The organism is Paenibacillus lupini (assembly GCF_011761355.1).
GTDB lineage: Bacteria > Bacillota > Bacilli > Paenibacillales > Paenibacillaceae > Pristimantibacillus > Pristimantibacillus lupini.
On record NZ_JAASRW010000008.1, the window covers coordinates 82,803 to 106,300 of the forward strand.

The window sequence follows — 23,498 nt, forward strand, 5'->3', positions numbered from 1 at the left end:
AAGTGAAAATCACCTCGATATGATTTGACGCAATAACTGCGCAATTTGTTGCGCTGGCTGCTGCGATTGTTGTCTTAATCGTTCGATCGCTTCACGATGCTTCTCTTTCCAAGCCTCTGGATTATCAAGCAATACTTCCGCGCTGTCCGCGAATGCAACCGGATCAAGCTCCTCGGTTGTGCCAATTGCATCGAGCCCAAGCCGGTGAAGAAATTGATCGATCTTCGGATCGTACGATAAGCCAAGCATTGGGACCATTTGGTTCGCCGCATAGATCAGCGCGTGCAGGCGCATGCCGAACAGCGCATCACAGCGGCTTACCTCCAGCAGCATTTGCTGGGGGTCATCGCCTGGGGCAGCCAGCTCGGCCGTGCTTCCGCCGGACAGCCTGCCTGCGAGCCGTTCCATCACCAGCTTCGATGTTTCCGCATCGTCTGGCATATGGAACGGAAGGAACCGCAGCCGCACGGGGCGGCGGCTGGCAAGCTCGGCCAGCGCGTCTGCCGCGCGGCCAAGATCGGCCCCGTCCTTGCGCCAATGCCGCAAGGACACGCCTACCACGGGCACTGCCGCCGCAGCGACGGCGGCTTCCGCCCGCTCCACTGCTGCCGAGCCAGCCGGCAGCGGCAGCCCCATCACCGGATCGGGTACTACCTCGATCCGGCTGTGCGGTACCCCAATCCGCTTAAGAAGCTCAGCGGATTCGGCGTCCCGCACCGACACATACGCGCTCTTCCGCATTACACCGCGGATGAGCGGATCCATCCAGCGCCGGGTTACCGGCCCGATCCCTTGCGAATAAATAAACGTCGGCTTGCCAAGCAGCTGAGCAAGCTTGATGACTCCCGTGTAATACGGGATCGTCTTCGCGCTTGTTGCATCCTGCAGCAGGCTCCCGCCGCCGCTGATCAGTCCATCGCTTGTACGGAGCGCGTTCCACAGATCCTTCGGGTGCATCCTCCGGACTGCTTCTACGCCGTACATCTGGCTTGTCCAAGCCGGGTCAGCCGACAATACAACCGGCTGAATAGTAACACCAGCAGCCTCGCCTTGCTCGGCTAATGCCAGCAAGATCGAACGAAGCACCGCTTCATCGCCGCTGTTGCGAAATCCGTAATAACCGGAGATCACTATTCGGCGAGTTTTTTTATCAGTCCCGGTGACCATTTACGCCATACCCCTTCCAATACCAGCCACACACCAATCAAGATGATGCCGATAATCGCGCCAAGGCCAAGACCAAGGAATACGCGGATAATCGAGATGTAGAGCGGCGTATGAATGTGGGCGAATGTATCGACCATCGACAGCTGCCCAATTGACCCAACTATAATGAGTACCCACGCTGCACGATATCGAAGCGCGAGAAATAATCCAAGTAATAACAGTGGATGCGAAAGCATAAATTCCTTGCTCCGCGGACGAACGCCAAACGTTTGCTCCAGCCAATTACGGAACGTCAGCTCCAAGGAAGAAGCGGATCCTTCATTGCCAGTACGCGACAGATAATACATGCCTACAACCGCGATAACCACAAACGCCACAACCATAAACACCGTAATCGGCATACCAGCCACTTTACGCAGACGGCGAATCGGCGAACTGCCTGTGTACAGTAAGACATAAATAGCGGTCAGGCCAATTGGCGCCAAATGCAGCATGCTGACACCACGGAATTGCTGCAGCACCATGCTGTACGTAATATTGTTAAGCAGACCAAATACAAAAGGTACGGCCATCAGCGAGATAAGCGCTGTAACAATAAACCACGTGATTGCAAGTCCAAAGCGGCGTCCAACAGTCATGCCTTCGAATACCCATTTGCCTTCATCTGGAGTTGCAGCTCGTCCATTCCAGTCGGATCCGCCAACCGTCCGGCGGTTGCCATCCGTTCGAGAGTACACGCGGTTCATCACCCAAACAAGGGCAAGTGTAGGAGCACTAATTGCAGCCCCAAGCGCAAGCGCCTGCTCGGCAAGAGCACCATTCAGCTGGAACAGCCCCGCGCCGCCGATCAGTCCAAGGATAAACAGCAGGATCAGCGTACCTGGAATAAATACATTGATAAGCAAAGCGATCAAAGAAACCGCTCCTGCAGCTACAACCATCTTCAGCGGCTTCGCGTAAGAAGGATGCTTCACATCAAATGGCTGTGCCAAATTTGGCGCAAAGCCGGCATCGGTCAGTCTTTGCACAGCGCCGTCTTTCCCCTTCATCGTCAGGTACAAGTTATCGAGTCCGCTGACAACAGCCGATTTCTCCTGGCTTGTCTGCACGCTCGCATTCAGGAAGAACATCCGGATATTGCGGTCCTTCGCTGCAAGCAGGAAGCGGTCAGTCAGCACCTCAGGCGATTTTGCAATCGCATCATCAGCCGACAAAGAATAGAGACGTACGATATTATAGTTTGTAATAAATGCTAATTTATTTATGCCAAGCTGAGGTTTTTTCAAATTCTCAATGGTTGCCATGCCCATACCGTATTTGTTCAGGAGCTCTGCGAATGAATTTAAGCTTCTGAGCTCAAATTGATCCTTGTACCCCTTCACTTGTCCACCATCGAACAATACGCGGGTCACGCCAACCTCCTTCAGGCGGGCAAGCTGCGCATCTACCGCAGCCTCATCATAAGGCAGTACACGGTCAGAGAAGCGCGCTAAAATATGAAATCCTTTGTCATGCAAGGCTTGCAGCGTCATCGGATCAAAATCCATCGGCTGCAGCAGTACTTCCTGCAGAGGCATTTCAACTACCAGGCCATTGCGGCCATCGAATGTCCATGGGCGGTATACCACCCCTGCATGATCCAATGCCTGACGTACAATTGGTCCGATCTGCTCTTCCTCTTGCGTACCGCTGAAGAGAATGTAGGTAAAGTTCTGACCCACAGGCTCCAGCTTGCTTTGAAGCAGAGCTACATCCTTCGAATTGTAATATTTCAGACGACCCGACGCGGAGAGCTCTTTGAGCGAGCTCTCATACAGCGACATCGTCGTAATGCCAACGTCTTTCATTTTGTCCAGTTGCTCGTCAATAAACTGCGCCGGACGGGCTTGATATTCCGAAATATCAACCAAATCGCGATAGTCAAAAATATACTCTACCGACTTGGACGATGCTTCCATATCCATTCGATTCATACCAAGCGGCAGTGCGGCAATTACGCCAATAATGGCAATAATCCACACTAAGAGCTTCGCTTTACGGTTCCATTGCTGCCAACGTTGAAGCACAATAATCCTCCGTTCAACTCTTTTGCGAGTTTACTCTCTAATTATGCCTTGCTATCAACCCGCTCCATCACTGCTCCACGCAGTTTGTTCAGGGCATCAGCGGCATCTTCTGTTGATTGTCCACGAACGGCAAAATACACTTTTATCTTAGGTTCTGTGCCTGATGGGCGAAGACAGAACCACGATCCATCAGCGAGCATATATTTCAGTACATTTTCAGGACGAAGACCATCAAGGCCGCCAAGGTAGTCAAGAACACGCTCTACCTTCACGCCGTTGATTTGTACAGGCGGGTTATCGCGCCAGTCGTTCATAATGCCAGCAATCTGCTGTACGCCGTCAAGGCCTTTCAGCGTCCGGGACTCAAGCCCTTCCAAATAGAAGCCATGCTTCGCATACAGTTCAAGCAGTACATCATACAACGTTTTTCCTTGACTGCTATAGTATGCCGCTGCTTCACAAATCAATAACGATGCGACTACCGCATCTTTGTCACGTGCGTAATCACCAGTCAAGTAACCGTAGCTCTCTTCATAGCCAAACAGGAAGGTATGCTCGCCTGTTTGCTCGTAAGACGTCATTTTCTCACCAATATATTTGAAGCCCGTCAATGTATTCTCAACGGCTACACCGTAAGAACGAGCGATATCGGCACCCATCTCGCTGGTAACGATCGTCTTGATCACGATTCCGTTAGCCGGCAGCTGGCCGCGCTCTTTCAATTGACTAAGCACATATTCGATCATCAGGGCACCCGATTGGTTGCCTGTCAGTACGACATATTCGCCATTGTTGTTTTTCACAACCGCACCCATTCGGTCTGCATCAGGGTCTGTACCCATAATAATGTCAGCATCAATCTCTTGCGCAAGCTTAATGGCCAGAGTGAAAGCTTCACGTTCTTCCGGGTTCGGCGATTTGACCGTGCTGAAATAGCCGTCAGGCGCCTCCTGCTCGGCAACAATATGAACATTGCTGAAGCCTGCTTTGCGCAGCACTTCACGAACCGGCAAATTACCGGAGCCATGCAGCGGTGTAAAAACAACTTTAAACTTTTCTCCAAGACCACCTTGCAGCAGTTCTTTATTCAAGCTTTGTGCAACTACCGTATCTGTGTACTTCTCGTCTGCTTCGGCCTCAAGCCATACAAGAAGGCCTTTCGCTTCTGCATCTTCACGGCTCATTCTCTTAATTTGATCAAAACCAGTCACTTCGCCAATCGAAGCAATTACCTGCTCAGCATCCTCGGGAATCAGCTGACAGCCATCCGAGCCATAAGCCTTATAGCCGTTGTACTCTGGCGGGTTATGACTTGCTGTAATAACGATACCTGTAGCGCAGCCAAGCGAACGTACCGCATAGGACAGCTGTGGTGTTGGTCTAAGCGACGAGAACAAGTAAGTCTTCACGCCATTAGCCGCAAGGACAAGTGCGGAATCAAGAGCAAACTCAGGGGAATTATTACGCGAGTCATGAGCAATAACAGCCGATGGCTGGCCTTCTGTACGAGTGAGCAGCCAGTTCGCGAGCCCTTGTGTTGCTTTACCAACTGTATACGCGTTAAGACGGTTTGTACCTGCGCCCATAACACCGCGGAGACCGCCAGTCCCAAATTCAAGATCGCGATAGAAGCGGTCCGTAATTTCTTTCTCTTGTCCATCAATGCCGCGAAGTTCTTCCTTCGTAGCCTCATCAATCAGTTGATCATTAAGCCATGCTTGGTAACGTTCAATTGCCTTTTCATTTTGGTTCAAGTAGCTTCACTCCTTTTATTTGTTTCTCTATTCTTACATTAGATAATTAAGGCTGTATTAAGATCTCTCGGACAACGCAAACATAAGCTCGCCTTCTGCAACCACTTGGCCATCCACTGTAGCTGTCGCTTTCCCTTTGCCGATTGGCCCTTTCAGACGTGTAATTTCCACTTCAAGCGTGAGCGTGTCGCCAGGCTTCACTTGACCGCGGAAACGGAATCCATCAATCCCTGCAAAAAATCCAAGCTTGCCGCGGTTAGCTTCAACCATCAGCATAGCAACGGAGCCTACTTGCGCGAGCGCCTCAACAATAAGCACACCCGGCATTACCGGATACCCTGGAAAATGTCCTACAAAATAGGGTTCGTTCATCGTTACGTTTTTGATGCCCACTGCGCGGACACCTGGCTCAACCTCCGTAATGCGGTCAACGAGCAGAAATGGCGGGCGATGTGGGATAATTTCTTGAATTTGATTAATATCTAGCATGTTTATTTTCTCCTTTCGATGTTAACAGGTATAAAAAAGCTTAATTTTACTGAAACTGATAATATCCTTCAGCAAACTGCAGGTTGTGAAGGTTAAGATAAGGGGGCTTGACTGCGGATTACGATAAATCCGCAGGCCAAGCCTCTTTGTGTGCCTACTATTCCGGTCCGATCGTCTTGTTCTGCCCTGGGCCCGACTTGTTCAGCGCCTGGAACAGAATGATGTACACAATTGCTGTCAGGAACGAAAAGGCAATTACAGCCCACAAATAATTCGCAGCAAACGGTGCTTCAAGAAACACAAACATGATACCTACGTAAAACAGCACAGTTGTCAGCTTGCCCATCCAATTCGCCGGCACGGTCTTTTTTCCTTTAAAGTGAAAAATCATGCCTCCGGCTATCATTCCCAAATCGCGCAAAAAGATCGCTGCCGCTGCGACCCATGAGATATGGCCCGCCAGAAGAAGCGATAATATAACGGTAATGAACATCAGCTTATCCGCAAGCGGATCAAGCATCTGCCCAACCGTCGTCACTTGCCCGGTGCGCCGGGCAATATACCCGTCGAGTATATCTGTGAGGCCTGCTGCCACGACTACCAGAAAAGCATAAATCATGTGTCCCTGCGCAAAAATCGCGACGTAGACAGGTATCATCGCAAAACGCAGCGAGGTTAAAAAATTCGGCAGATTCAAACGCGCACGCCCCTCTACCTTTATCCATTTCTTCTACACAAGGTTCCCAATCATTATACAACTACCATATGAAAATGAAAACAGCACCCATTACGTGCCAAAAGGGCTGCCCCAATAGTCACTATACCGTGATGACTTCGGAGGGCAGCCCTTCATTATTTATTCTACGTATCAGAAAATACAAGATCGTACATGTGCTGCCAGGTCGACCACTGGAACACTTCACTGCCCGGCTGCTTGCCTACGACAACATACCCGACATATAAACCGGTGATGAGCATGATGACCATAATGACCGGTACAATACTCTTGCGCAGGATCCACAATGTGATCCGCGCACCCTTGGAACGCTGCTGCTTTTCGGAATTGTCGCTGCTGCTGGTCTTAACTTTTTCCTCCGCAAGCGGTTTTTCCTGATTTTTCGGCGCGCTCCGCGATAGAACCGCCCGTTCATCCGACATACTCTCACCCTATCTATTTGCGCAGGCTGTTGGCTAACCCCATCATTGTATCACTGGACGTTAAAGCTCTAGCTGCCAGCTGGTAAGCACGCTGCACATTAATCAGCTCCGTCATCTCATCGCCTAGGTTTACATTTGACTGCTCCAAGGCGCCTTGACGAAGCGCAATACCATTGTCGCCGCTTGGCGTAACGTTCTGCAGAACATCTGCTACATTAATACCATCGGCAATCTCATATAAGTTATCCGCTACAAGCGTTAGCGCTGAAGGACGGGTTGCTTGAACCAGCTTAATCGAGCCAAGTTCAATGGTGCTGCCGTCTTTCGCTACGCCTTGAGCGGTACCGTCAGGATTAACCCGAAGCTGGTAACCATTCGGCAATACAAGCGGACCTTCACCCGCTGCGGTGCTCGCCATAACAGGATAGCCTTCAGCTGTTGCCAAAATCGTATCACCGTTTGCATCCACCGTCAACTGCAGCGAACCACTGCGCGTATAGGCACGGTCGCCGTCACCGTTAACCATGACTTCGAACAGGGCATCTCCTTCAATTGCAAGATCCGTATCCTTATCCGTTGTCTTAATCGTACCTTGCTGCAAATTCGGCTGAATCATCGACAGTCTTGATCCCCAGCCCTGATTAAAGTTAAGTGATGTCAGTCTTCCCGGCTGATTAAACTCTTCCGGCTGCCTTCTCGTGTTATTGAGCAAATCCTCGAAGGTAGCTTCTTTACGTTTATAGCCTACCGTATTCACATTCGCAATATTATCAGCCAGCATGTCCAATTTTTGCTGAAGAGCGTTCATCGATACACTGGCATTAATCATCGAGCTGTTCATAGTGTGCGCCTCCTGCTTTTATACACGGCCTACTTGGTTAACGGCTTTGTCCAAGCTTTCATCGTAGAACTGAATAACCTTCTGATTCGCTTCATAAGCGCGAAGTGCGGCCATCAAATCTACCGATGATTGTGCGGCGTCAACATTCGAACGCTCGACATAACCTTGACGCACCTCTACACGATCACCTGCTGCAACTTGCTGGGCATCAGCTTCGTCGCCAATCAGGCGGAATTTGCCGTCCCCTTCGCGGGCAAGTTCATTTGGATTATCGATTCGAGTAAGCATCAGCTGTTTGCCTGTATCTGCTCCCGTGTTTGCATCCACAAAACGTTGATCGGCCGTTAGCGTTAAGCCATCTAGGCTCACGCCTGCTGGGAATTGAATCGGATTGCCGTCTGTACCAAGCACATTTGACCCATCTCCCGATACCAGGAAACCGTCTGAGGTCAATGTGAATGAACCACCACGTGTATAACGGACTTCACCGTCTGCATCCTGCAAAGTGAAGAACGCCTGCGGCTGGAAGGTCACTTCACCATCTGGCGATACGGATTTGCCGGAGGCATCAAAGGCCATCCCCGGCACTTCAATATTCGATACAAGAGCAAAGTCCGATGATTTGCCTGTCTGCATCAAATCGCCCTGCAGATGGATCGCAAGGCTTTCTTCGGCGAATACGCCGGTACTGATCTTCCCGATCTCTTTCTGCTGCTTCTCATCTACGCCAGTCAGGGACAACAGCATTTCCGGAAATGAACGAGTGACCGCATAAGTCTGTTTATAACCCGGTGTATTAATATTGGTAATATTATTCGTTATCGTATCATGTCTGCGCTGCTGTGCTGTTATGCCTGCTGCAGCCGTATAAAGACCTCTTAACATGTGGCGCCTCCTCGGCTGGTACGCTTACGAAGCCGTTTCATTAATTTCTTCTTATTATAATATCGGCAACGTCAGCAACCACCGTTATAGATACCTCCTGCGACCTTCGACCCAATTTATGCCTCGGCGCGCTCCCCACAGCGCCCTACCCGCATGAAAACCCCTATCGAAGCCTTTCGAAGATGAAGGGCCTCGGTTAGAGGTAGGTTTATCGCTAACCTCGGCTTTTTTTGCCGAGCTTGTCCAAGTTATCAAGCAAAATGCCTGTTCCCTTAACAACGCAATGCATCGGATCTTCTGCAATAAGAACAGGTACTTTCAGCTCGTCCGCAAGAAGAGCATCCAGTCCATCAAGCAATGCGCCTCCGCCAGTCAGAATAACGCCCCGGTCGATAATATCAGATGATAATTCAGGCGGTGTGCGCTCGAGCACCATCTTAGCAGCTGCAACAATGGACATCACCTGATCCCAAAGCGCTTCTCGCACTTCTTCGGAACGGATTGTAAGCGTAAGCGGCAGGCCCGACACCATATCACGGCCGCGAATATCAATCTCTTCATGCCGTCCTTCCGCATACACGGTACCGATCTTGATCTTAATCTCTTCGCTTGTCCGCTCGCCAATCAAGAGGCGGTACTTATCTTTGATATATTTCATAATAGCCGCGTCGAACTTGTCCCCCGCGACTTTAATCGAAGAAGAGGTCACGACATCGCCCATGGACAGCACTGCAACGTCTGTCGTACCCCCGCCGATATCCACAACCATGTTACCGCTAGGCTGGAATATATCCATTCCAGCCCCAATAGCGGCAGCCTTCGGTTCATCTTCCAGAAACACTTCCTTCGCACCGCTCCGTTCAGCCGCCTCACGAATCGCCTTCTGCTCTACCGACGTAATATTAGTAGGAGCACAGATCAGAATGCGTGGACGACTGAACCATTTGCGGCCCTCAACACGGTCAATAAAAGCTTTAAGCATAATTTCCGTAATCTCGAAATCAGCAATAACACCATCGCGAAGCGGACGGATAGCTATGATATTGCCAGGCGTACGCCCGACCATACGATGCGCTTCTTCGCCTACAGCGAGTACTCGTTTCGAATCGCTTTCAATTGCTACTACTGAAGGCTCGTCAAGAACAACGCCCTTGCCTTTTACATGAATGGATACATTGGCTGTACCCAGATCGATACCGATATCCTTGCTTAACATACGGCTTTAGTCCTCCAACGAATAATATAATCATCCCGTCCACAAATAGTTCCCATGACATAGGACATACTGATGTACATTATTCGCCAAAAACCACAAAATTCCTCTTGATTATGTGCAGAAACCCTCGAAAAATGTTTATGATTTGCCTGCTGCGAGTACCTCGCGCTTCTTCGTACTCGTCTTCTTATATTTGATCTTGGTTGCTTCTCCTCCCCTCAGGTGTCTGATCGATTTGTGGTACTCGAGAATGTGCTTCACCTGGTCCGCCAGGTCGGGGTTAATTTCCGGCAATCGTTCGGTCAAATCCTTGTGAACCGTACTCTTGGAAACGCCGAACTCTTTAGCGATCGTACGCACCGTATGCTTTGTCTCCACGATGCAGCGACCTATTTTAATGGTTCGTTCTTTGATGTAATCATGCACGTTCCCGCCTCCCTACTCGAGATAGTTTGGTACAGTATATGAGGGGGCTGGGTATATATTCTTTATGGTCAAGCCTCACTTACGTGTTTGGCCTAAAAATTTCATAAAAAACTGAAACAGGCAGGGGTTTTACCCCCTGCCTGTGCGACTTTCGTCCTATTTTTCTTCAGTAAGCGATTGACCTACGATTGAAGCCGGGTTAACCGACGTTCCATCTTCTTTTACACTAAAGTGGAGGTGGACGCCAAGATCACGCTCGAGGTCGTTACGACCCGCTACTGCGATTTTGGTTCCTTGCTTCACTTCGTCGCCTACAGCTACTTGGATCTCGCTAAGGCTTTGGTATACAGTCACAAGACCGTTGCCATGGCTGATCTCAACAACGTTACCGTTAGTTGGATGCTTCTCAACACGTGTTACTTGACCGGAAAGGGCAGCCATTACATCAAATGGCTGATCGCTTGGGTCTGCAAAGTCTACACCAAGATGTGGTGCAAGTGTGTTCTCGCCGATTTGAATGACCGCTTGAGCTTTTTGCTCGCTTGTTGCATTCGCATCATAGAAAGGAAGCACTTCATCAAGAAGATCTTTGTTAGCTACAGGCCATTCCAGCTTCTCGCCTTTTCTTACTTCTTCAAGTGCTTGGTCATCCGGCTTAACAGCTTCATTGCCTACAGCGGAATCTGTTTGCTCGGTTGTCGTAGCTGTCGTTTCTTTGGTGTCGTCCGAACCCTGATAGATCCACATTAAGGCTACGATGATTGCTGCCGCTGTCATAAACAGTGCTGGGGTTACCCATTTCCGCGACAACAGTCTTTTAAAGCCGTTGCTAGACTTGGCGGCAGATACTTCTCCTAGTACGTTTTTAGGAGAATCCTGCTTAGGTTTGTTTTGATTTTCATTCATTTGACATCACCTCACTAGCCATTGTTGCCAGAACCTCTAGCTTTATACGTGAGGGATTACTATTTTTTGAGAAAAACTCTATCGCTACCTATTTCAATGCAATCTTTGAAGCTTGTTCCACTTTCGTTCCTGAATAATAGTAGGTTACAATCTGCTCTGCGCTCTTGCCTTCCTCGGCCATCCCGTTGGCTCCCCACTGGCTCATGCCAACCCCATGCCCATAACCAAAGGTTGTAATAGAGATGGAATCACCATCCAGCTTCCATGAGAATTGAGAGGAGGCCAGCCCTAACTTCTCTCTTACTTCGCGTCCGGTATACGTCTTGCCGTCTATCAGAATGTCGGCGATCCGATTGCCATCAGTCTTGTCTAGTATTCGGATGACCGGCTTCTTTTTACTGCTCAGACCCAGCTTTGCATAAAACTCAGAGAGTTTCAGCTTCACCGTCTCCTGATAGCGTGGGGAGATCAACTTGTCCCATGGACTTGCTACGCTGCGCAGATAGGGAAGCTCCTCCTGAAAATATTGCTCTGAGTTCTCGGTATAACCGTTACTGGTTGAGAAAAATACCGCCTGAATCGGCTCACCGCTATAAGTGATGATCTCACCACTTGTCTCGCTTACTGCTTTATTAAGCTTAGCCAGCTTCTCCTGACGCTCATCCTTTGGCCAGAGCTCTTTAAGTTTATCTATTGGAATGTAGATTTGATGATCTATCGTATCGGTGACGTCAGCCTGAGCCGCTGCTGCCGTTGCCGGCATGCCGCTATGGTCGTCCAGCTCGAGTCTCCTTATTATATAAGTCCGTGCAGCAATCGCTTGCGCTTTTAACGCCTCAAGCTCGAAATCAGCCGGCATCTCTCCTGCGATTACGCCCCTGACATAAGTTTCTAGCTTCACCCGCTCCGTACGTTGTTCCTTCGTTAAATAAACGTTGATATACGGACTATTAGACTCTTTACTGCCCGTTGCTGCCGGTTTCTCAGCTGGAGACGGCAAAGGCGCCTGCCCGAATCCGTCGGCAGACGCCCCTTTAGAAGACGTAACGCCGCTGCTCTCCTCTTGGAATGGATAGGGTTCGTTCCCCTGGCTTCCGACATTCCGATACGTCGAAGTGACCAGCATCACGGAAATACTCATTACGATTCCAATTCCGAAGGCTGTCCAGCAAGTGATGGCTAACCATCCACCCCTTAGCCTTCCGGCTGTTCGATTCGGTCTGCCTATTAAGTACCTCATAGTTCTCCTTTCCATCTATAAGCTGCTAGAAGAGAGTGAACTCTCTTAAAGCTCGCCTTGATGGAATTATTCTATGAGGCCGTTTAATAGGATAGAACCGTAGTCTCCCAGTTAAAGCACGGCTTGTATTCTATTGTTTTAGTCATGACGCAGAGCATCAACTGGCCGCAGGCTTGCCGCTTTATTAGCAGGCAGATAGCCAAATACGACACCTACGAATGCAGAGAAACCAAAGGACAACAACATCGTATTCATAGGCACCTCTGTCGGTGTTTTCATTACCTCACCTATGATATAGGAGGCTATGTTGCCGATTATGATGCCAAGCATACCGCCGAGACCACTGATTACAACTGCTTCTACGAGGAACTGGAACAGAATATCTCTCTTCTTCGCTCCTAGTGATTTACGTATACCAATCTCACGGGTACGCTCCGTTACTGAGACTAGCATAATGTTCATAATCCCTATGCCGCCGACAACAAGTGAGATAGCCGCTACATAGATTAATTGCCTGTTCATCGTTTCATTCACGGAATTGAGCGTCTTCATCGCTTCTTCCTGATTCAATACCCGATAGGCATTCTCGTTACCGCGGAACTTCTCATAGAGGTTCGCTTCTACATCGGTAACGACCGAACTCATCTGCTTCGTATCCGTCACCTTCATATTAATAGTCGTGACTCCGCTCACTTGGAACACTTTCTGCGCAGTTGAGATTGGGATCAGAATCTTCTCATCATTTGACCCTGTCAACGAGTCGCCTTTGGATTCCAGCAAACCTACTATGGTGAAAATATAGCCGTTTATCGTAATTTTGCGGCCTACAGCATCCGAAGGATCTACATTCTCATCCTCAAACAAATCCTGTGCGGTCTGCGTTCCGATGAGCGCCACCTTGGTCTTGTTATTAATGTCCGGCGCTGCTATATATCGTCCATCCTGTACGCTGAAGTCCTTAACTTCTTCATACTCCGGGGTAATCCCCTCAACGGTTACAGAAACTTGTGTACGGCCATATTTGGCATAGCCGCTTGTACTCGTAATCGGAGCAACTCCGCTCACATTATTGAGCTCGCCAAGCTTCAGCGCCTCATCAACTGACAAAGAGGTTACCGTCCCCCGCCCTGTTATCGTAACGGACAACGAGTCCGGACTGCCAAGCGTCGATACTTGGCTGGCTACTTCATTCGATGACGCTTTGCCCATTGAGACCAGCGCAATAACGGTCGCAACTCCAATCAGAATGCCGAGCATCGAAAGGATGGTTCTAAGCTTGTTCGATAAGACGCTCTTGACCGCCATTATGAGGCCCTGCGTAATCTTCATGGCTGTCCCTCCTTTGCTGCTCCGTTAACACCCCATCTCGAATAATAACCGTACGTCTCGCACGCTGGGCAACTTCCATATCATGCGTAATCAGGACAATCGTCTGCCCCGCACGATTCAGCTCCTCCATCATATTGAGCACTTCCATTCCGGTCTTGGAATCAAGCGCACCTGTTGGTTCATCAGCAAGCAGCAGCGGCGGGTTGGTCGCCAGCGCCCGCGCAATCGCTACACGCTGCTGCTGACCGCCAGACAGCTCATTCTGGCGATGACTAACTCTCTCACCTAGTCCAACACGTTCTAACGCATCCATCGCACGTGCGCGCCGCTCTTTTGCCGACAGGCCGCGATAGATGAGCGGAAGCTCACAATTCTCAAGTGCAGTCAGCCTCGGAAGCAGATGATACCCTTGAAAAATAAATCCTATTTTCTTATTGCGCATCTCCGTTAATCTATTATCGCTTTGCCCGCGAATCTCCTTGCCGTCCAGCAGATAGCTGCCTTCGTTCGGCACGTCGAGACAGCCGATAATATTCATAAGCGTTGATTTACCAGACCCGGACGGGCCAACGATAGCCAGAAAATCACCATGGTTGACCGTCAGCGAAACATTATGCAAGACGGTCATTTTCTCCCCGGCCATCTTATAAAACTTAACGATATCCTTCATTTCAATCAGCGCGGATTGCCCGGTCATCGTGTACCACCGCCGCCGGTTGCACGTGTAGTTGTTCCTGTTCTTACGTTACCGCCACCGCCACCGAAGCCGCCGCCAGCTGGGAATTGACCTCCGAAGCCACCGCCGCCAAAGCCGCCGAATTGCTGCGTTTGCTGCTGCTCAGTTGCAGAACTGCCCATACCTTGTGCACCTGTAGCTACTGGAATAAGGACCGAATCTCCTTCTGCAAGACCAGATTTGATCTCTACATAAGTCTCATTGCTGATACCGACCGTAACTTCCTTAAGCTGGCCGCCAAGCGTGATGCTCTCTCTCATTTGAGCACCTGCTCCACCTCTGCCGCCTTGAGCGCCGGATGCTCCATTATTCCCTTGAGCAGCACCATTTTGGCCGGTTCCACCTGGCGTTGTTCCACTACCTGGTGCAGCTCCGGCACCTGGTGTAGTTCCGGTGCCTGGTGTTGTTCCGCTTCCTGGTGTAGTTCCGGTGCCAGAGGCTTTCCCATCTGGAGTTGTGCCGCCTTGATTAGTACTGTCTGCAGCTGCTACATTGCGTCCGCCGCCTTGACCGCCTGCAGCAGTGGTTGTTCCTCCACCAGCACTGCCTTGGAAACGACCTCCTCCTCCGCCTTGCCAGCCGCCAGCTGCAGCCGTTTCATTGCCTGTTTCCCCTTGTGTTCCTTTAGTTCCTTGAGTTCCTTGGCCTTGATTGCGCTGACCCGTTGTCCCGCTTGCTGCGCCAGTCGTGCTGCCTGTTCCCGGCACGCGAACATACGATTTACCGCCAAACTCAACTACCGCATTAACAGGTACAAGCACTGCACCTGTACTGGATTCCGTTGTAATGTCCGCTTGACCAGACATTCCGACCATTACGCCGTCAATATCATTAAGCAGCAAGCTTACGCTGTATGATGCCGAGCCATTGGAAGAAGTACCTTCCTTCGCAATATCGGATACCGTTGCTTCAATGGTTCGATCCGTAATCGCACTAAGTGTAATTTGTGCGGTTTGCTTCAGCTTCACATTTGGAATATCGAGCTCGTCGATACTCGTAACAAATTCAAGATGCGTGTAGTCTACAATCTCTGCAATCGTTGTATTCGATTGTACCTCGTCGCCTACAGCCACATCACTTGTCGTCACTTCGCCATCAATAGAAGCAACCACTTGTTTTACTTCTTTAGCTTGGTCTTCATAGATGTCTTGAAGCTGATCATTGTAGTCATCGATACTCGATTGCAGATCATCAATTTCATCTTTGATCTTATCGGTCGAGTCTACTTCATTTTCCGTGCCAATCGCTTCTTTGTATTCCTCTTGCTTGTCCGTAATTTGCTCTTTTACTTTTTCGATGTTTTTGTTGATCGACTCGATCTGATCATCATAATTATCGTTATCCTCGAAGGTAGCCAGTACCTGCCCCTTCTTCACCTTATCGCCTTCCTTGAAGGATAAGGTTGCAATTGTACCACTTTTACCTGCTGTTACAGTTTCCCTTGAATTCGCTTCAACTGAGCCTGTACCGCTTATCGATGTCTTAATATCGCCTTTGATCGCTCTGGCCGTAACGGCAACAGGCGACTCCACCGTCGCTTTTTCATCGCGCATGAAGTAGTAATAATACGCGCCCGCACCGGCGGCAGCAAGAATAATGATTATTCCAAGCCATAATGTCCACTTCTTCATAAGACTGTACTCCACCCTCCATCGGTCATATCTACCGAGGAATATATCACGCAAAAATGAACACAGCATGAACAAGCCTAAAGGCTTAGGAGAGAGGAAGGATACAGTTCACCCTCATTAGTGAAAGTGAACACATGCACAAAAAAGCTGTTTCCTCTAATGAAGGAAACAGCTTTTTATCAAATCATTTAAGTTACGCCCAAGTAGGTTGAACTTTCAATACAGCAGCTTCACGTTTGAAGCTTCCAACTGGTTCAAGCTCTGCAGCAGGCGCCGCCGCAGCCACTACAGCTGCAACCGGAGCTTCAGGCTCAACACGTCTAATATCCGCACCAAGAGAAGAAAGCTTGCCCGTGATATCTACATAACCACGATCAACGTGGTAAATGCCAGACACTTCTGTCTCGCCATCCGCACGAAGAGCTGCACAGATCAGAGCAGCACCAGCACGAAGATCAGTGGCACATACTTTTGCACCAACTAGCGGTACGCTGCCTGTTACGAATGCCGAACGGCCTTCGACTTTAATCTGAGCGTTCATCTTCTGGAATTCTTCAACATGCATGAAACGGTTCTCAAATACCGTCTCCGTCACAACCGAGGTTCCTTCCGATACAAGCAAGAGTGCCATCATCTGGGATTGCATATCAGTTGGGAAGCCTGGATGCGGCAATGTTTTCACATCCACCGATTTGAGCCCTTTAGGGGCACGAACACGAATGCCGTTGTCCGACTCCGTTACTTCTACGCCCATCTCTTGCAGCTTCGAAATAACAGGTGTCAAATGATCCCCAATCGCATTTTCCACGAATACGTCTCCGCCCGTGATCGCCGCAGCAATCATAAACGTGCCTGCTTCCACACGGTCAGGAATAACGTTATGCGTTACGCCATGCATACGGTCTACGCCTTCAATACGGATCTCGCCCGTACCTGCACCGCGCACCTTTGCACCCATAGCGTTCAAGTAGTTGGCCAAATCAACAATCTCCGGCTCTTTCGCAGCGTTCTCGATCGTTGTTGTACCTTCCGCCAAAGCGGCGGCCATCATAATATTTTCCGTTGCCCCGACGCTTGCAACATCCAGATATATCTTCGCACCTTTAAGACGCGTCTTTGTACTTGCCTCAATGAAGCCATGTCCAAGCGTAATTTCCGCTCCCATCGCCTCAAAGCCCTTCAAATGCTGATCAATTGGTCTTGTACCAATTGCACACCCGCCTGGCAGTGAAATACGGACCTTGCCAAGTCTTGCAAGAAGTGGTCCCATCACTAGGAAAGATGCACGCATTTTACGGACAAATTCATAAGGAGCCTCAAAGGAGGAAATCATCCCCGCAGAAATCTGCATCGTTTCATTGTTGTAAGTCAATTTTGCGCCTAACGAAGCCAATACTTTCTGAATGGTCATTACATCGTCGAGGAGGGGAACGTCACAGATGACGCTGTCTCCTTCCGCCGCTAATAACGAGGCTGCCAAAATGGGAAGTACTGCATTTTTTGCACCGCTGACACGGACCGTTCCCGATAGACGCTGGCCTCCGCGGACGATAATTTTGGTCATCTTATAGTTCCCTCCGCGAACTGATTTTCTCCGAGCTTTAATTCCAATTTTTGTATAAGAAAATGACAAATTCCATGCTTTATCCAACCTTCATCTTATCATTTATTTACACAAATCGACAAGCGGTAAATTATTACCAGAAAGATCGTCATAAAGCACTACTTTTACCTCTAAACCCGAGCCGGAACACTGTCAAAAGGTATACATCTGGCAATGTTCCCAATCCGAAATTCGGGGCTTTGTATATAGTTATTCGTAGTCTCGTGTCATTTTCATACCGTCCTGTAGTATCCATTGTTGACTTTTTTGGATTATGTTATTCGACAAAATACCGCAAGAGCTTCGTCCAGTTCCAATAATCCAAAATAAAGCCGGCAAAGCCATGTCCTATAACAACGGCAAGCACAACCTGAAACATCCGTGCCTTCGGACTACGCGGGAATTTGAAGAACATATCCAGCTTAATCTCCTGCAGGATAAACCAGACGAACACAATACTGAATAAATTGACTACAATTGAGAATAACGCTAACGTGCCGGTAGCATTCTGAGCGTCACTCACCATCTGATCGATACCCATCTTTCTTTTACTTTCCCTTCTACATAAATATGGCCGCACCGTAACTATTGTCTATATACCCGATATAAAATCGTTGTAAACTCAGCACGGCTCGCTTTTTTGCTTGGTTCAAAGTCATTGTCCCCCGTACCGCTGATTAATCCCTTCTGCTTAAGAGCAATCAGCATCGGAGCCGCCCAATGGGTGCGCCCGACATCTGCAAATGGACTAACTACCGGACGAACCGGCTGCACGCCGTCTGCATTGCCAACGATCAGCGCCATCTCAGCTCTTGTCACTGGCTGTTCCGGACGGAACTTGCCATCCGGGAATCCTTTGATCCACCCCTTCTGCACCGCCTTGGCAACTGCTCCATACGCCCAGTGATCGTAATCCAGATCCTTAAATCGGATGTCGACAGGCATGCCAAAAACAATCGGCTTGTAGGCTTTAATCACCATAGCCACCGCTTCCGCACGGGTAATCGGACGATTCGGTTCGAACTTGTAATCCCCTGTTCCGTTTACAATTCCGAGTCTGCTCATCTCTACAATGGCATCCTTCGACCAATGGCTGCTAATATCTCGGAAGCCGGCAATAAGCGGATCAGCTTGGATTTTGAGCCGATAATACTGTTTATCAAAAGCACTGTTAGCCGACAGCTTTATGTAATATACACCGGGCTGCAAAACTTTGTTCTTCACTAGCAGCGCCCCGGTCTTTCCGGTCGACTGAGTAAAGAGCAACTTCTGCTTCTTATCGTATGCTTCCAGCTTCATCATTTTGCCTGTTGGCACATCAAACAAATTCATGTCCACGATACTTGCTGCGTTCAGTCGCAGTTGGAACCAATCCACATCATTCGCACTGCCGATTACCCCTACATATTCTGTGCCTGAGCTTGTCGATAGTGCCTCGTAATATTTATCATTCGGCTCATTCGGATCTACGTATTTCGGGATGTAGTCCATCTTAAGCGCGTAGGTTCCAATGGTAGGACTAGCCTCTGATGATATTGCATTATGGATACGAATATAATACTTACCCGGTGATACCGTAAGAACTGGCGACTGTTCAGACGCCCCTTCCGGCTCCTCGTCATAGGACATTAACGTCTGACCTGCCTGTTGAATAGCAAGCTCTGGATCAATCCGCACCGTATTGGTCGACACACGGAGACTAAGCGTGCCGCCTTGTGTGAAAGTTACCGCATACCAGTCCCGGTCACCCAACTGATGAAAAGAGCCTGTTATCGTCTGGCTGCGAGGCTGAAGGGTATAGGCTTCATAAGATTTGTCATTCGACTCGTAGCTGTCTGGCTTCATTCGGAACATGGTCGTCATCAAATACGGGAGCTTTAGATCATTTTCCTTATTCATATATTGAACGAGGATGGTTTGCCTACCCTTTTTCACTGTAAAATCAACCATCCGGCTGCCAAGTCTCATCTCCGTTGATGCCTGCAGCTTGTCGCCGCTATAATGCGATATACGGATAGGAGGAACAGACGCCCCTTCCGGCAATAGCTCCTCAAAATCAATCGTTATCGTCCCATCGTAGGGAGCATCAAACGTGTACCAGTCATCATCATTACCTCCGGCCAGCATGGCTGAAATCTGCTTGCCGGCTGGGAGCGGTTTGGCGCTTGTGCGGGAGCCGTTTGGTTCGAACCGGTCTGATTTGGCCGTCATGGTGACCGCTTTATTGATCTGCAGAAGGCCATAGCCGGATTGTGTGTCAAAGCCGGCAGGGCCGATGTCTTTGGCACTTTGCCGCAGCAGCTCTCGAACCTGGTAAGGGGCTAGCGCTGGATAGCGCGCCCATATTAAAGCAGCCGCTGCCGCTACCTGTGGCGCTGCCATTGACGTTCCATCTTCCTGCTTGTAACGTCCTCCGATACCGGTTGTATACACATGCCACGGTGCTGCAAGATCAACCTCCGGACCAGGATTGGACCTGGAATCCGGTGTATTATCTTCCTTCACACCGCCAACTCCAAGTACAGTTGGATAAGCCGCCGGATATTTAACCGCCGCTTTATCCCCTTGTGTGAGTCCATCATTACCCGCAGCGGCAATTAGCAGAACACCTTTGCTTTCGGCGTAATCCACAATGTCCAGCATATAAGGGGAATAACGGTTAAGTCCCACCGATAGAACTACGATCCGGGCACCATTACGGACGGCATACAGTATCGCCTCGCCCAAATCACGCTCTGTCCCATCACCTTGGCTATCAAGTGCTTTGATTGGCATCAGCTTGGCTTCCCAGACGATGCCGCTTACGCCTATCCCATTATTGCCGGAAGCCGCGATAACACCAGCCACACTTGTTCCATGGCCGTTATCATCGTCAGGCGGCTGGTTAGGCTGGACGAGATTCGTTCCGGGAACGAGATTACGCTTCAGGTCAGGGTGGTCGAGATCAATGCCAGTATCAACGATGGCAATCGTCAGATCGGTCTGCTGCCGCACGGTCTTCCATGCTTCCAACGCGCCAATCTGCTTCAAGTAGCGCTGCTTCGGGAGCTCCGGATCATCCGCCGCATAAGGCTCGGCGGATGATAGGATGTGCACCCGCTCATTCGGGTGCACATATTCGACGCCCGGCTCGCTTTGCAGCCGGGCTGCCCAAGCGGCAACGTCCGCCCCGCGGTCAGCGGGCTGGACGAGCCAGATCTCCGCCGCCTCGCTCTGGCGGCGGAGTACACGCGTTCCACGCAGGGCATGTGCCTGCGCGGGCTCGCGCCATTTGAGGAGCCAGCTTTGCGGCTCCTCGTTTGCCCCGGCGGGGGCGGTGGCGGCAGCTGTGCTCGCCGCTTCAGCCCCCATCGGGGCAGCGCCTGCAGGGGCGGCGGGTACAATCGCCCCGCAGGCGAGAATCCCCGCGAGGAACAGCGCGGGGAACAAATTGCTGCTGAGCGGAACTTTTCTCATCTGTTTCTGCCTTTATCGATATATTTGTCTCCGCCTCAAATTATACGTATGCTCTTGCCATACGTTTCTATTGGACCGTTTACTAGCCTCTCTTTATCTACTTATACCATTCGATTTCCAGCCCTGTTTCTCCTGTCTCTAGAAAAAGATAATTGCCTTGTAAACTAGTCATCTCTCATTCGCACACTACGCTACTCTCAGACTATCGACTGCCCAAAACCTATTATTGCTGCTGCCCGCCTACCAGCCTCTTTCTCCCAACTAAACTCTCCCAAACTCCCCGCTCCAGCCTCTTTCCAACCGCATCCACTTCCCCATCAAGCCAACTCCCGCCTCATCCACTCGACTTAAGCTCCCTCAGGGATCTTAACTTCTCTCAAACTAGCTACTCTCTATCCTTTAAGCTCCCTTAGGGACCTTAAATTCACCAAACTCCCCTCGTTCCTGTCCCCTTTCCTGCCTCATCCACTCGACTTAGCTCCCTCAGGGACCTTAACTTCTCTCAAACTAGCTACTCTCTATCCTTTAAGCTCCCTTAGGGACCTTAACTTCACCAAACTCCTCCATTCCTGCCTCTTTCCTGCCTCATCCACTCCAGTTAAGATCCCTCAGGGATCTTAACTACTCGCAAACTAGCTACTCTCTATCTTTTAAGCTCCCTTAGGGACCTTAAATCAAATGAATCTCTCCCTAATCCCCCACATTCTACGTACGTTCACACCAATAAGACCCCACCAGTCCTCTATTCCGCCAAACTACCAGTAACTTTCCCTTCATAAGACCCTCCCAGGGTCTTATGCTCTGCAATACTACCCAGAATCCACCTCATTCCACGCTTCTCACACCAGTTAAGACCCCACCAGTCCTCTATCACGCCGCATACTCACTAACTTTCCACCTATAAGCCCCTTCCAGGGTCTTATCCAACGCACTCCTCCCCAATCCCCCCCTCACTTCCCGTTCCCACTCCCTCCAGCCAAACAAAAAAGGCCCAGCGGCCACCAGCCGCTGAGCCTCTATCTCAACTCTTATCGTACGAACAAATCGGCTTGGATCGAGAAGACCGTATCGATCCATTTCATCAGTGGTCCCGGCAAGATGCCTAGGGCAACCGTTGCTGCAGCACATATCCAGATAACCACTCCCGTGACGGCGGGCACGGTTACGACATCTTCTTCGTCACCATTTGACCGCATGAACATCTGGCGGATGATTCCGAAGTAGAAGTAGTAGGAGATTACGGTGCTGACAGCCATAATAGCGACAAGCCAGTAGGCCTTTACACTTGCTGCTCCCAGCAAGATGAACAGCTTACCGAAGAACCCTCCTGTAATCGGTAGTCCCGACAGAGACAATATGAAGATCAGCATTGCAGCTGCCGTCCATGGCGCCCGGTAATATAAGCCGGAGAAGCCTTTCAGCTCTTCATGTCCCGATGAGCGGGCAATAACCGTAACAACCGCAAAGGCCCCTACATTCATCAGCAGGTAGGCAACCAGGTAGAAAGCAAACTCCGAGAAGTTATTGCTATGTACAATCGTGACCGATATCGCAATCGGTACAAGCAAGTAACCTGCGTTTGCTACACCTGATAACGCAAGAAGACGTTTCGACTGCTTTTGCCGCAAGGCCGAGACCGTACCGATCAGCATAGCTGCGGCCGCAATCACCAATAAGGCGAAAAAGACATCATCGCCCACCTGATCCTTGGAGCCACCTGAGAGGAAAAACGCGCTGCTGTACAAGAAGCGGAATACCGCTGCCAGCGCTGCCCCCTTCGCGATAACCGCGAGAAAAGCAGAGATTGGCGTTGGTGCCCCTTGATACACATCTGGTGCCCAAGCGTGAAACGGTGCAGCGGCGATTTTGATCCCAAAGCCTGCAATCAGGAAGAAGAAGCCGACATACACAAGTGCCTTGTAATCGGTAAAAGCCTGCGGAAGTGCCGAAGGGAAATCCGCTAGGCTGACCGATCCGGTAACACCATACAGATAAGACATCCCGAACAGGACAAAGGCCGAAGCAATGCCGCCGGTCACGACATATTTGAACGCCGCCTCTGCTGACAAGGTTGATCCCTTCCGTAAGCCAACTAGCACATAGCTTGTAATACTGAGCAGCTCCAGACCAATATACAGCGTGACCAAGTTGCCGGAGGAAGCCATAATCATCGCACCTGCCGTTGCCGGCAGCAGCAAATAATAAAACTCGGCTTTATCTGTTACCGCCTCATCCTTCTGAGTCGAGCCAAGCGCCATCAGAACAATCAAGGACGTACCAATAAGGAAAATAATTTTTAATAGATTGCCGTAATCATCCACAAGGTAGCTGGCACCAAGCAAGGAGATCACTTGACCGGCCTGCGCAGCCTCCTCAGCAGACACTCCCGAAGGATTCATATCCATCATCCGCCAGATTACAAAACCTAAGGATAACAGCAGGCCTCCCAGCGACAACCAGCCAATAATCGATCGGTTCACCCGCTGCGGCAGAAGTAAGTCCGTAACAATCAGAACAAGAAACACGGCGGCAAGGACAAGCTCAGGAGCGAGATACAGCGTATCATGCCACGTCAGCGGTATAAATTCGTTCATC

Annotated in this window: 19 protein-coding genes; all 19 read right to left on the reverse strand. The window is 50.0% G+C overall.

Annotated features, from left to right (window positions below):
- Positions 1-9: 9 nt before the first annotated feature.
- A complete protein-coding gene (gene csaB, locus FHS17_RS23795) occupies positions 10-1,167 on the reverse strand; it encodes a polysaccharide pyruvyl transferase CsaB (protein WP_167280961.1) in 1,158 nt (385 codons plus the stop codon).
- A complete protein-coding gene (locus tag FHS17_RS23800) occupies positions 1,131-3,233 on the reverse strand; it encodes a DUF5693 family protein (RefSeq protein WP_167280962.1) in 2,103 nt (700 codons plus the stop codon). The genes csaB and FHS17_RS23800 overlap by 37 nt, the downstream gene beginning before the upstream one ends.
- A gap of 41 nt (positions 3,234-3,274) precedes the next feature.
- Positions 3,275-4,987: a phospho-sugar mutase gene (locus FHS17_RS23805; protein WP_167280963.1), complete on the reverse strand. Its 1,713-nt coding sequence runs from the start codon at positions 4,985-4,987 to the stop codon at positions 3,275-3,277.
- Between the two features lie 57 nt (positions 4,988-5,044).
- The gene (fabZ, locus tag FHS17_RS23810) at positions 5,045-5,476 is read right to left on the reverse strand and encodes a 3-hydroxyacyl-ACP dehydratase FabZ (protein WP_167280964.1); all 432 of its coding nucleotides are present in this window, start codon (positions 5,474-5,476) and stop codon (positions 5,045-5,047) included.
- A gap of 157 nt (positions 5,477-5,633) precedes the next feature.
- Positions 5,634-6,173 carry a CDP-alcohol phosphatidyltransferase family protein gene (locus tag FHS17_RS23815; RefSeq protein WP_167280965.1) on the reverse strand — a complete coding sequence of 180 codons (540 nt, stop codon included), beginning with the start codon at positions 6,171-6,173 and terminating at the stop codon, positions 5,634-5,636.
- A 164-nt stretch (positions 6,174-6,337) separates the two neighbouring features.
- Positions 6,338-6,634 (reverse strand): DNA-directed RNA polymerase subunit beta, encoded by a 297-nt coding sequence (locus FHS17_RS23820; protein WP_167280966.1) that lies wholly within the window; start codon positions 6,632-6,634, stop codon positions 6,338-6,340.
- 13 nt (positions 6,635-6,647) lie between these two features.
- Positions 6,648-7,475 (reverse strand): flagellar hook-basal body protein, encoded by an 828-nt coding sequence (locus FHS17_RS23825; protein WP_167280967.1) that lies wholly within the window; start codon positions 7,473-7,475, stop codon positions 6,648-6,650.
- Between the two features lie 18 nt (positions 7,476-7,493).
- Complete coding sequence (locus FHS17_RS23830; RefSeq protein WP_167280968.1) at positions 7,494-8,360, reverse strand: flagellar hook-basal body protein; 867 nt, start codon at positions 8,358-8,360, stop codon at positions 7,494-7,496.
- Positions 8,361-8,574: 214 nt separating this feature from the next.
- Positions 8,575-9,576 carry a rod shape-determining protein MreB gene (gene mreB / locus FHS17_RS23835; protein WP_167280969.1) on the reverse strand — a complete coding sequence of 334 codons (1,002 nt, stop codon included), beginning with the start codon at positions 9,574-9,576 and terminating at the stop codon, positions 8,575-8,577.
- Positions 9,577-9,714: 138 nt separating this feature from the next.
- Positions 9,715-10,002: a sporulation transcriptional regulator SpoIIID gene (gene spoIIID / locus FHS17_RS23840; protein ID WP_042170162.1), complete on the reverse strand. Its 288-nt coding sequence runs from the start codon at positions 10,000-10,002 to the stop codon at positions 9,715-9,717.
- A gap of 156 nt (positions 10,003-10,158) precedes the next feature.
- A complete protein-coding gene (locus FHS17_RS23845; RefSeq protein ID WP_167280970.1) occupies positions 10,159-10,908 on the reverse strand; it encodes a M23 family metallopeptidase in 750 nt (249 codons plus the stop codon).
- 88 nt (positions 10,909-10,996) lie between these two features.
- Positions 10,997-12,049 (reverse strand): stage II sporulation protein D, encoded by a 1,053-nt coding sequence (gene spoIID, locus FHS17_RS23850; protein WP_243865519.1) that lies wholly within the window; start codon positions 12,047-12,049, stop codon positions 10,997-10,999.
- Positions 12,050-12,286: 237 nt separating this feature from the next.
- On the reverse strand, positions 12,287-13,477 hold the full coding sequence (locus FHS17_RS23855; protein WP_167280972.1) for an ABC transporter permease: 1,191 nt from the start codon (positions 13,475-13,477) through the stop codon (positions 12,287-12,289).
- Positions 13,419-14,174 carry an ABC transporter ATP-binding protein gene (locus FHS17_RS23860; protein WP_167280973.1) on the reverse strand — a complete coding sequence of 252 codons (756 nt, stop codon included), beginning with the start codon at positions 14,172-14,174 and terminating at the stop codon, positions 13,419-13,421. The genes FHS17_RS23855 and FHS17_RS23860 overlap by 59 nt, the downstream gene beginning before the upstream one ends.
- A complete protein-coding gene (locus FHS17_RS23865) occupies positions 14,171-15,844 on the reverse strand; it encodes an efflux RND transporter periplasmic adaptor subunit (protein WP_167280974.1) in 1,674 nt (557 codons plus the stop codon). Before FHS17_RS23865 ends, FHS17_RS23860 begins: the two co-directional genes overlap by 4 nt.
- Positions 15,845-16,037: 193 nt before the next feature.
- Positions 16,038-17,408 carry a UDP-N-acetylglucosamine 1-carboxyvinyltransferase gene (gene murA / locus FHS17_RS23870; RefSeq protein ID WP_167280975.1) on the reverse strand — a complete coding sequence of 457 codons (1,371 nt, stop codon included), beginning with the start codon at positions 17,406-17,408 and terminating at the stop codon, positions 16,038-16,040.
- Between the two features lie 316 nt (positions 17,409-17,724).
- Positions 17,725-17,988, reverse strand: a complete 264-nt coding sequence (locus FHS17_RS23875; RefSeq protein ID WP_167280976.1) for a DUF1146 domain-containing protein — start codon at positions 17,986-17,988, stop codon at positions 17,725-17,727.
- A gap of 44 nt (positions 17,989-18,032) precedes the next feature.
- On the reverse strand, positions 18,033-20,903 hold the full coding sequence (locus FHS17_RS23880) for a S8 family serine peptidase (RefSeq protein ID WP_167280977.1): 2,871 nt from the start codon (positions 20,901-20,903) through the stop codon (positions 18,033-18,035).
- A gap of 1,028 nt (positions 20,904-21,931) precedes the next feature.
- Positions 21,932-23,497 carry an NADH-quinone oxidoreductase subunit N gene (locus FHS17_RS23885; RefSeq protein WP_167280978.1) on the reverse strand — a complete coding sequence of 522 codons (1,566 nt, stop codon included), beginning with the start codon at positions 23,495-23,497 and terminating at the stop codon, positions 21,932-21,934.
- Between the last annotated feature and the right edge of the window lies 1 nt (position 23,498).

Excerpts from the sequence above, each read along its gene's own strand:
- FHS17_RS23830 (WP_167280968.1), bottom strand. The coding sequence starts at position 8,360 with ATGTTAAGAGGTCTTTATACGGCTGCAGCAGGCATAACAGCACAGCAG.
- FHS17_RS23820 (WP_167280966.1), bottom strand. The coding sequence starts at position 6,634 with ATGTCGGATGAACGGGCGGTTCTATCGCGGAGCGCGCCGAAAAATCAG.
- FHS17_RS23885 (WP_167280978.1), bottom strand. The coding sequence starts at position 23,497 with ATGAACGAATTTATACCGCTGACGTGGCATGATACGCTGTATCTCGCT.
- FHS17_RS23865 (WP_167280974.1), bottom strand. The coding sequence starts at position 15,844 with ATGAAGAAGTGGACATTATGGCTTGGAATAATCATTATTCTTGCTGCC.
- FHS17_RS23855 (WP_167280972.1), bottom strand. The coding sequence starts at position 13,477 with ATGAAGATTACGCAGGGCCTCATAATGGCGGTCAAGAGCGTCTTATCG.
- spoIID (WP_243865519.1), bottom strand. The coding sequence starts at position 12,049 with ATGAGTATTTCCGTGATGCTGGTCACTTCGACGTATCGGAATGTCGGA.
- murA (WP_167280975.1), bottom strand. The coding sequence starts at position 17,408 with ATGACCAAAATTATCGTCCGCGGAGGCCAGCGTCTATCGGGAACGGTC.
- FHS17_RS23875 (WP_167280976.1), bottom strand. The coding sequence starts at position 17,988 with ATGGGTATCGATCAGATGGTGAGTGACGCTCAGAATGCTACCGGCACG.
- FHS17_RS23845 (WP_167280970.1), bottom strand. The coding sequence starts at position 10,908 with ATGAATGAAAATCAAAACAAACCTAAGCAGGATTCTCCTAAAAACGTA.
- csaB (WP_167280961.1), bottom strand. The coding sequence starts at position 1,167 with ATGGTCACCGGGACTGATAAAAAAACTCGCCGAATAGTGATCTCCGGT.
- FHS17_RS23825 (WP_167280967.1), bottom strand. The coding sequence starts at position 7,475 with ATGAACAGCTCGATGATTAATGCCAGTGTATCGATGAACGCTCTTCAG.
- fabZ (WP_167280964.1), bottom strand. The coding sequence starts at position 5,476 with ATGCTAGATATTAATCAAATTCAAGAAATTATCCCACATCGCCCGCCA.
- FHS17_RS23880 (WP_167280977.1), bottom strand. The coding sequence starts at position 20,903 with ATGAGAAAAGTTCCGCTCAGCAGCAATTTGTTCCCCGCGCTGTTCCTC.
- FHS17_RS23860 (WP_167280973.1), bottom strand. The coding sequence starts at position 14,174 with ATGACCGGGCAATCCGCGCTGATTGAAATGAAGGATATCGTTAAGTTT.
- mreB (WP_167280969.1), bottom strand. The coding sequence starts at position 9,576 with ATGTTAAGCAAGGATATCGGTATCGATCTGGGTACAGCCAATGTATCC.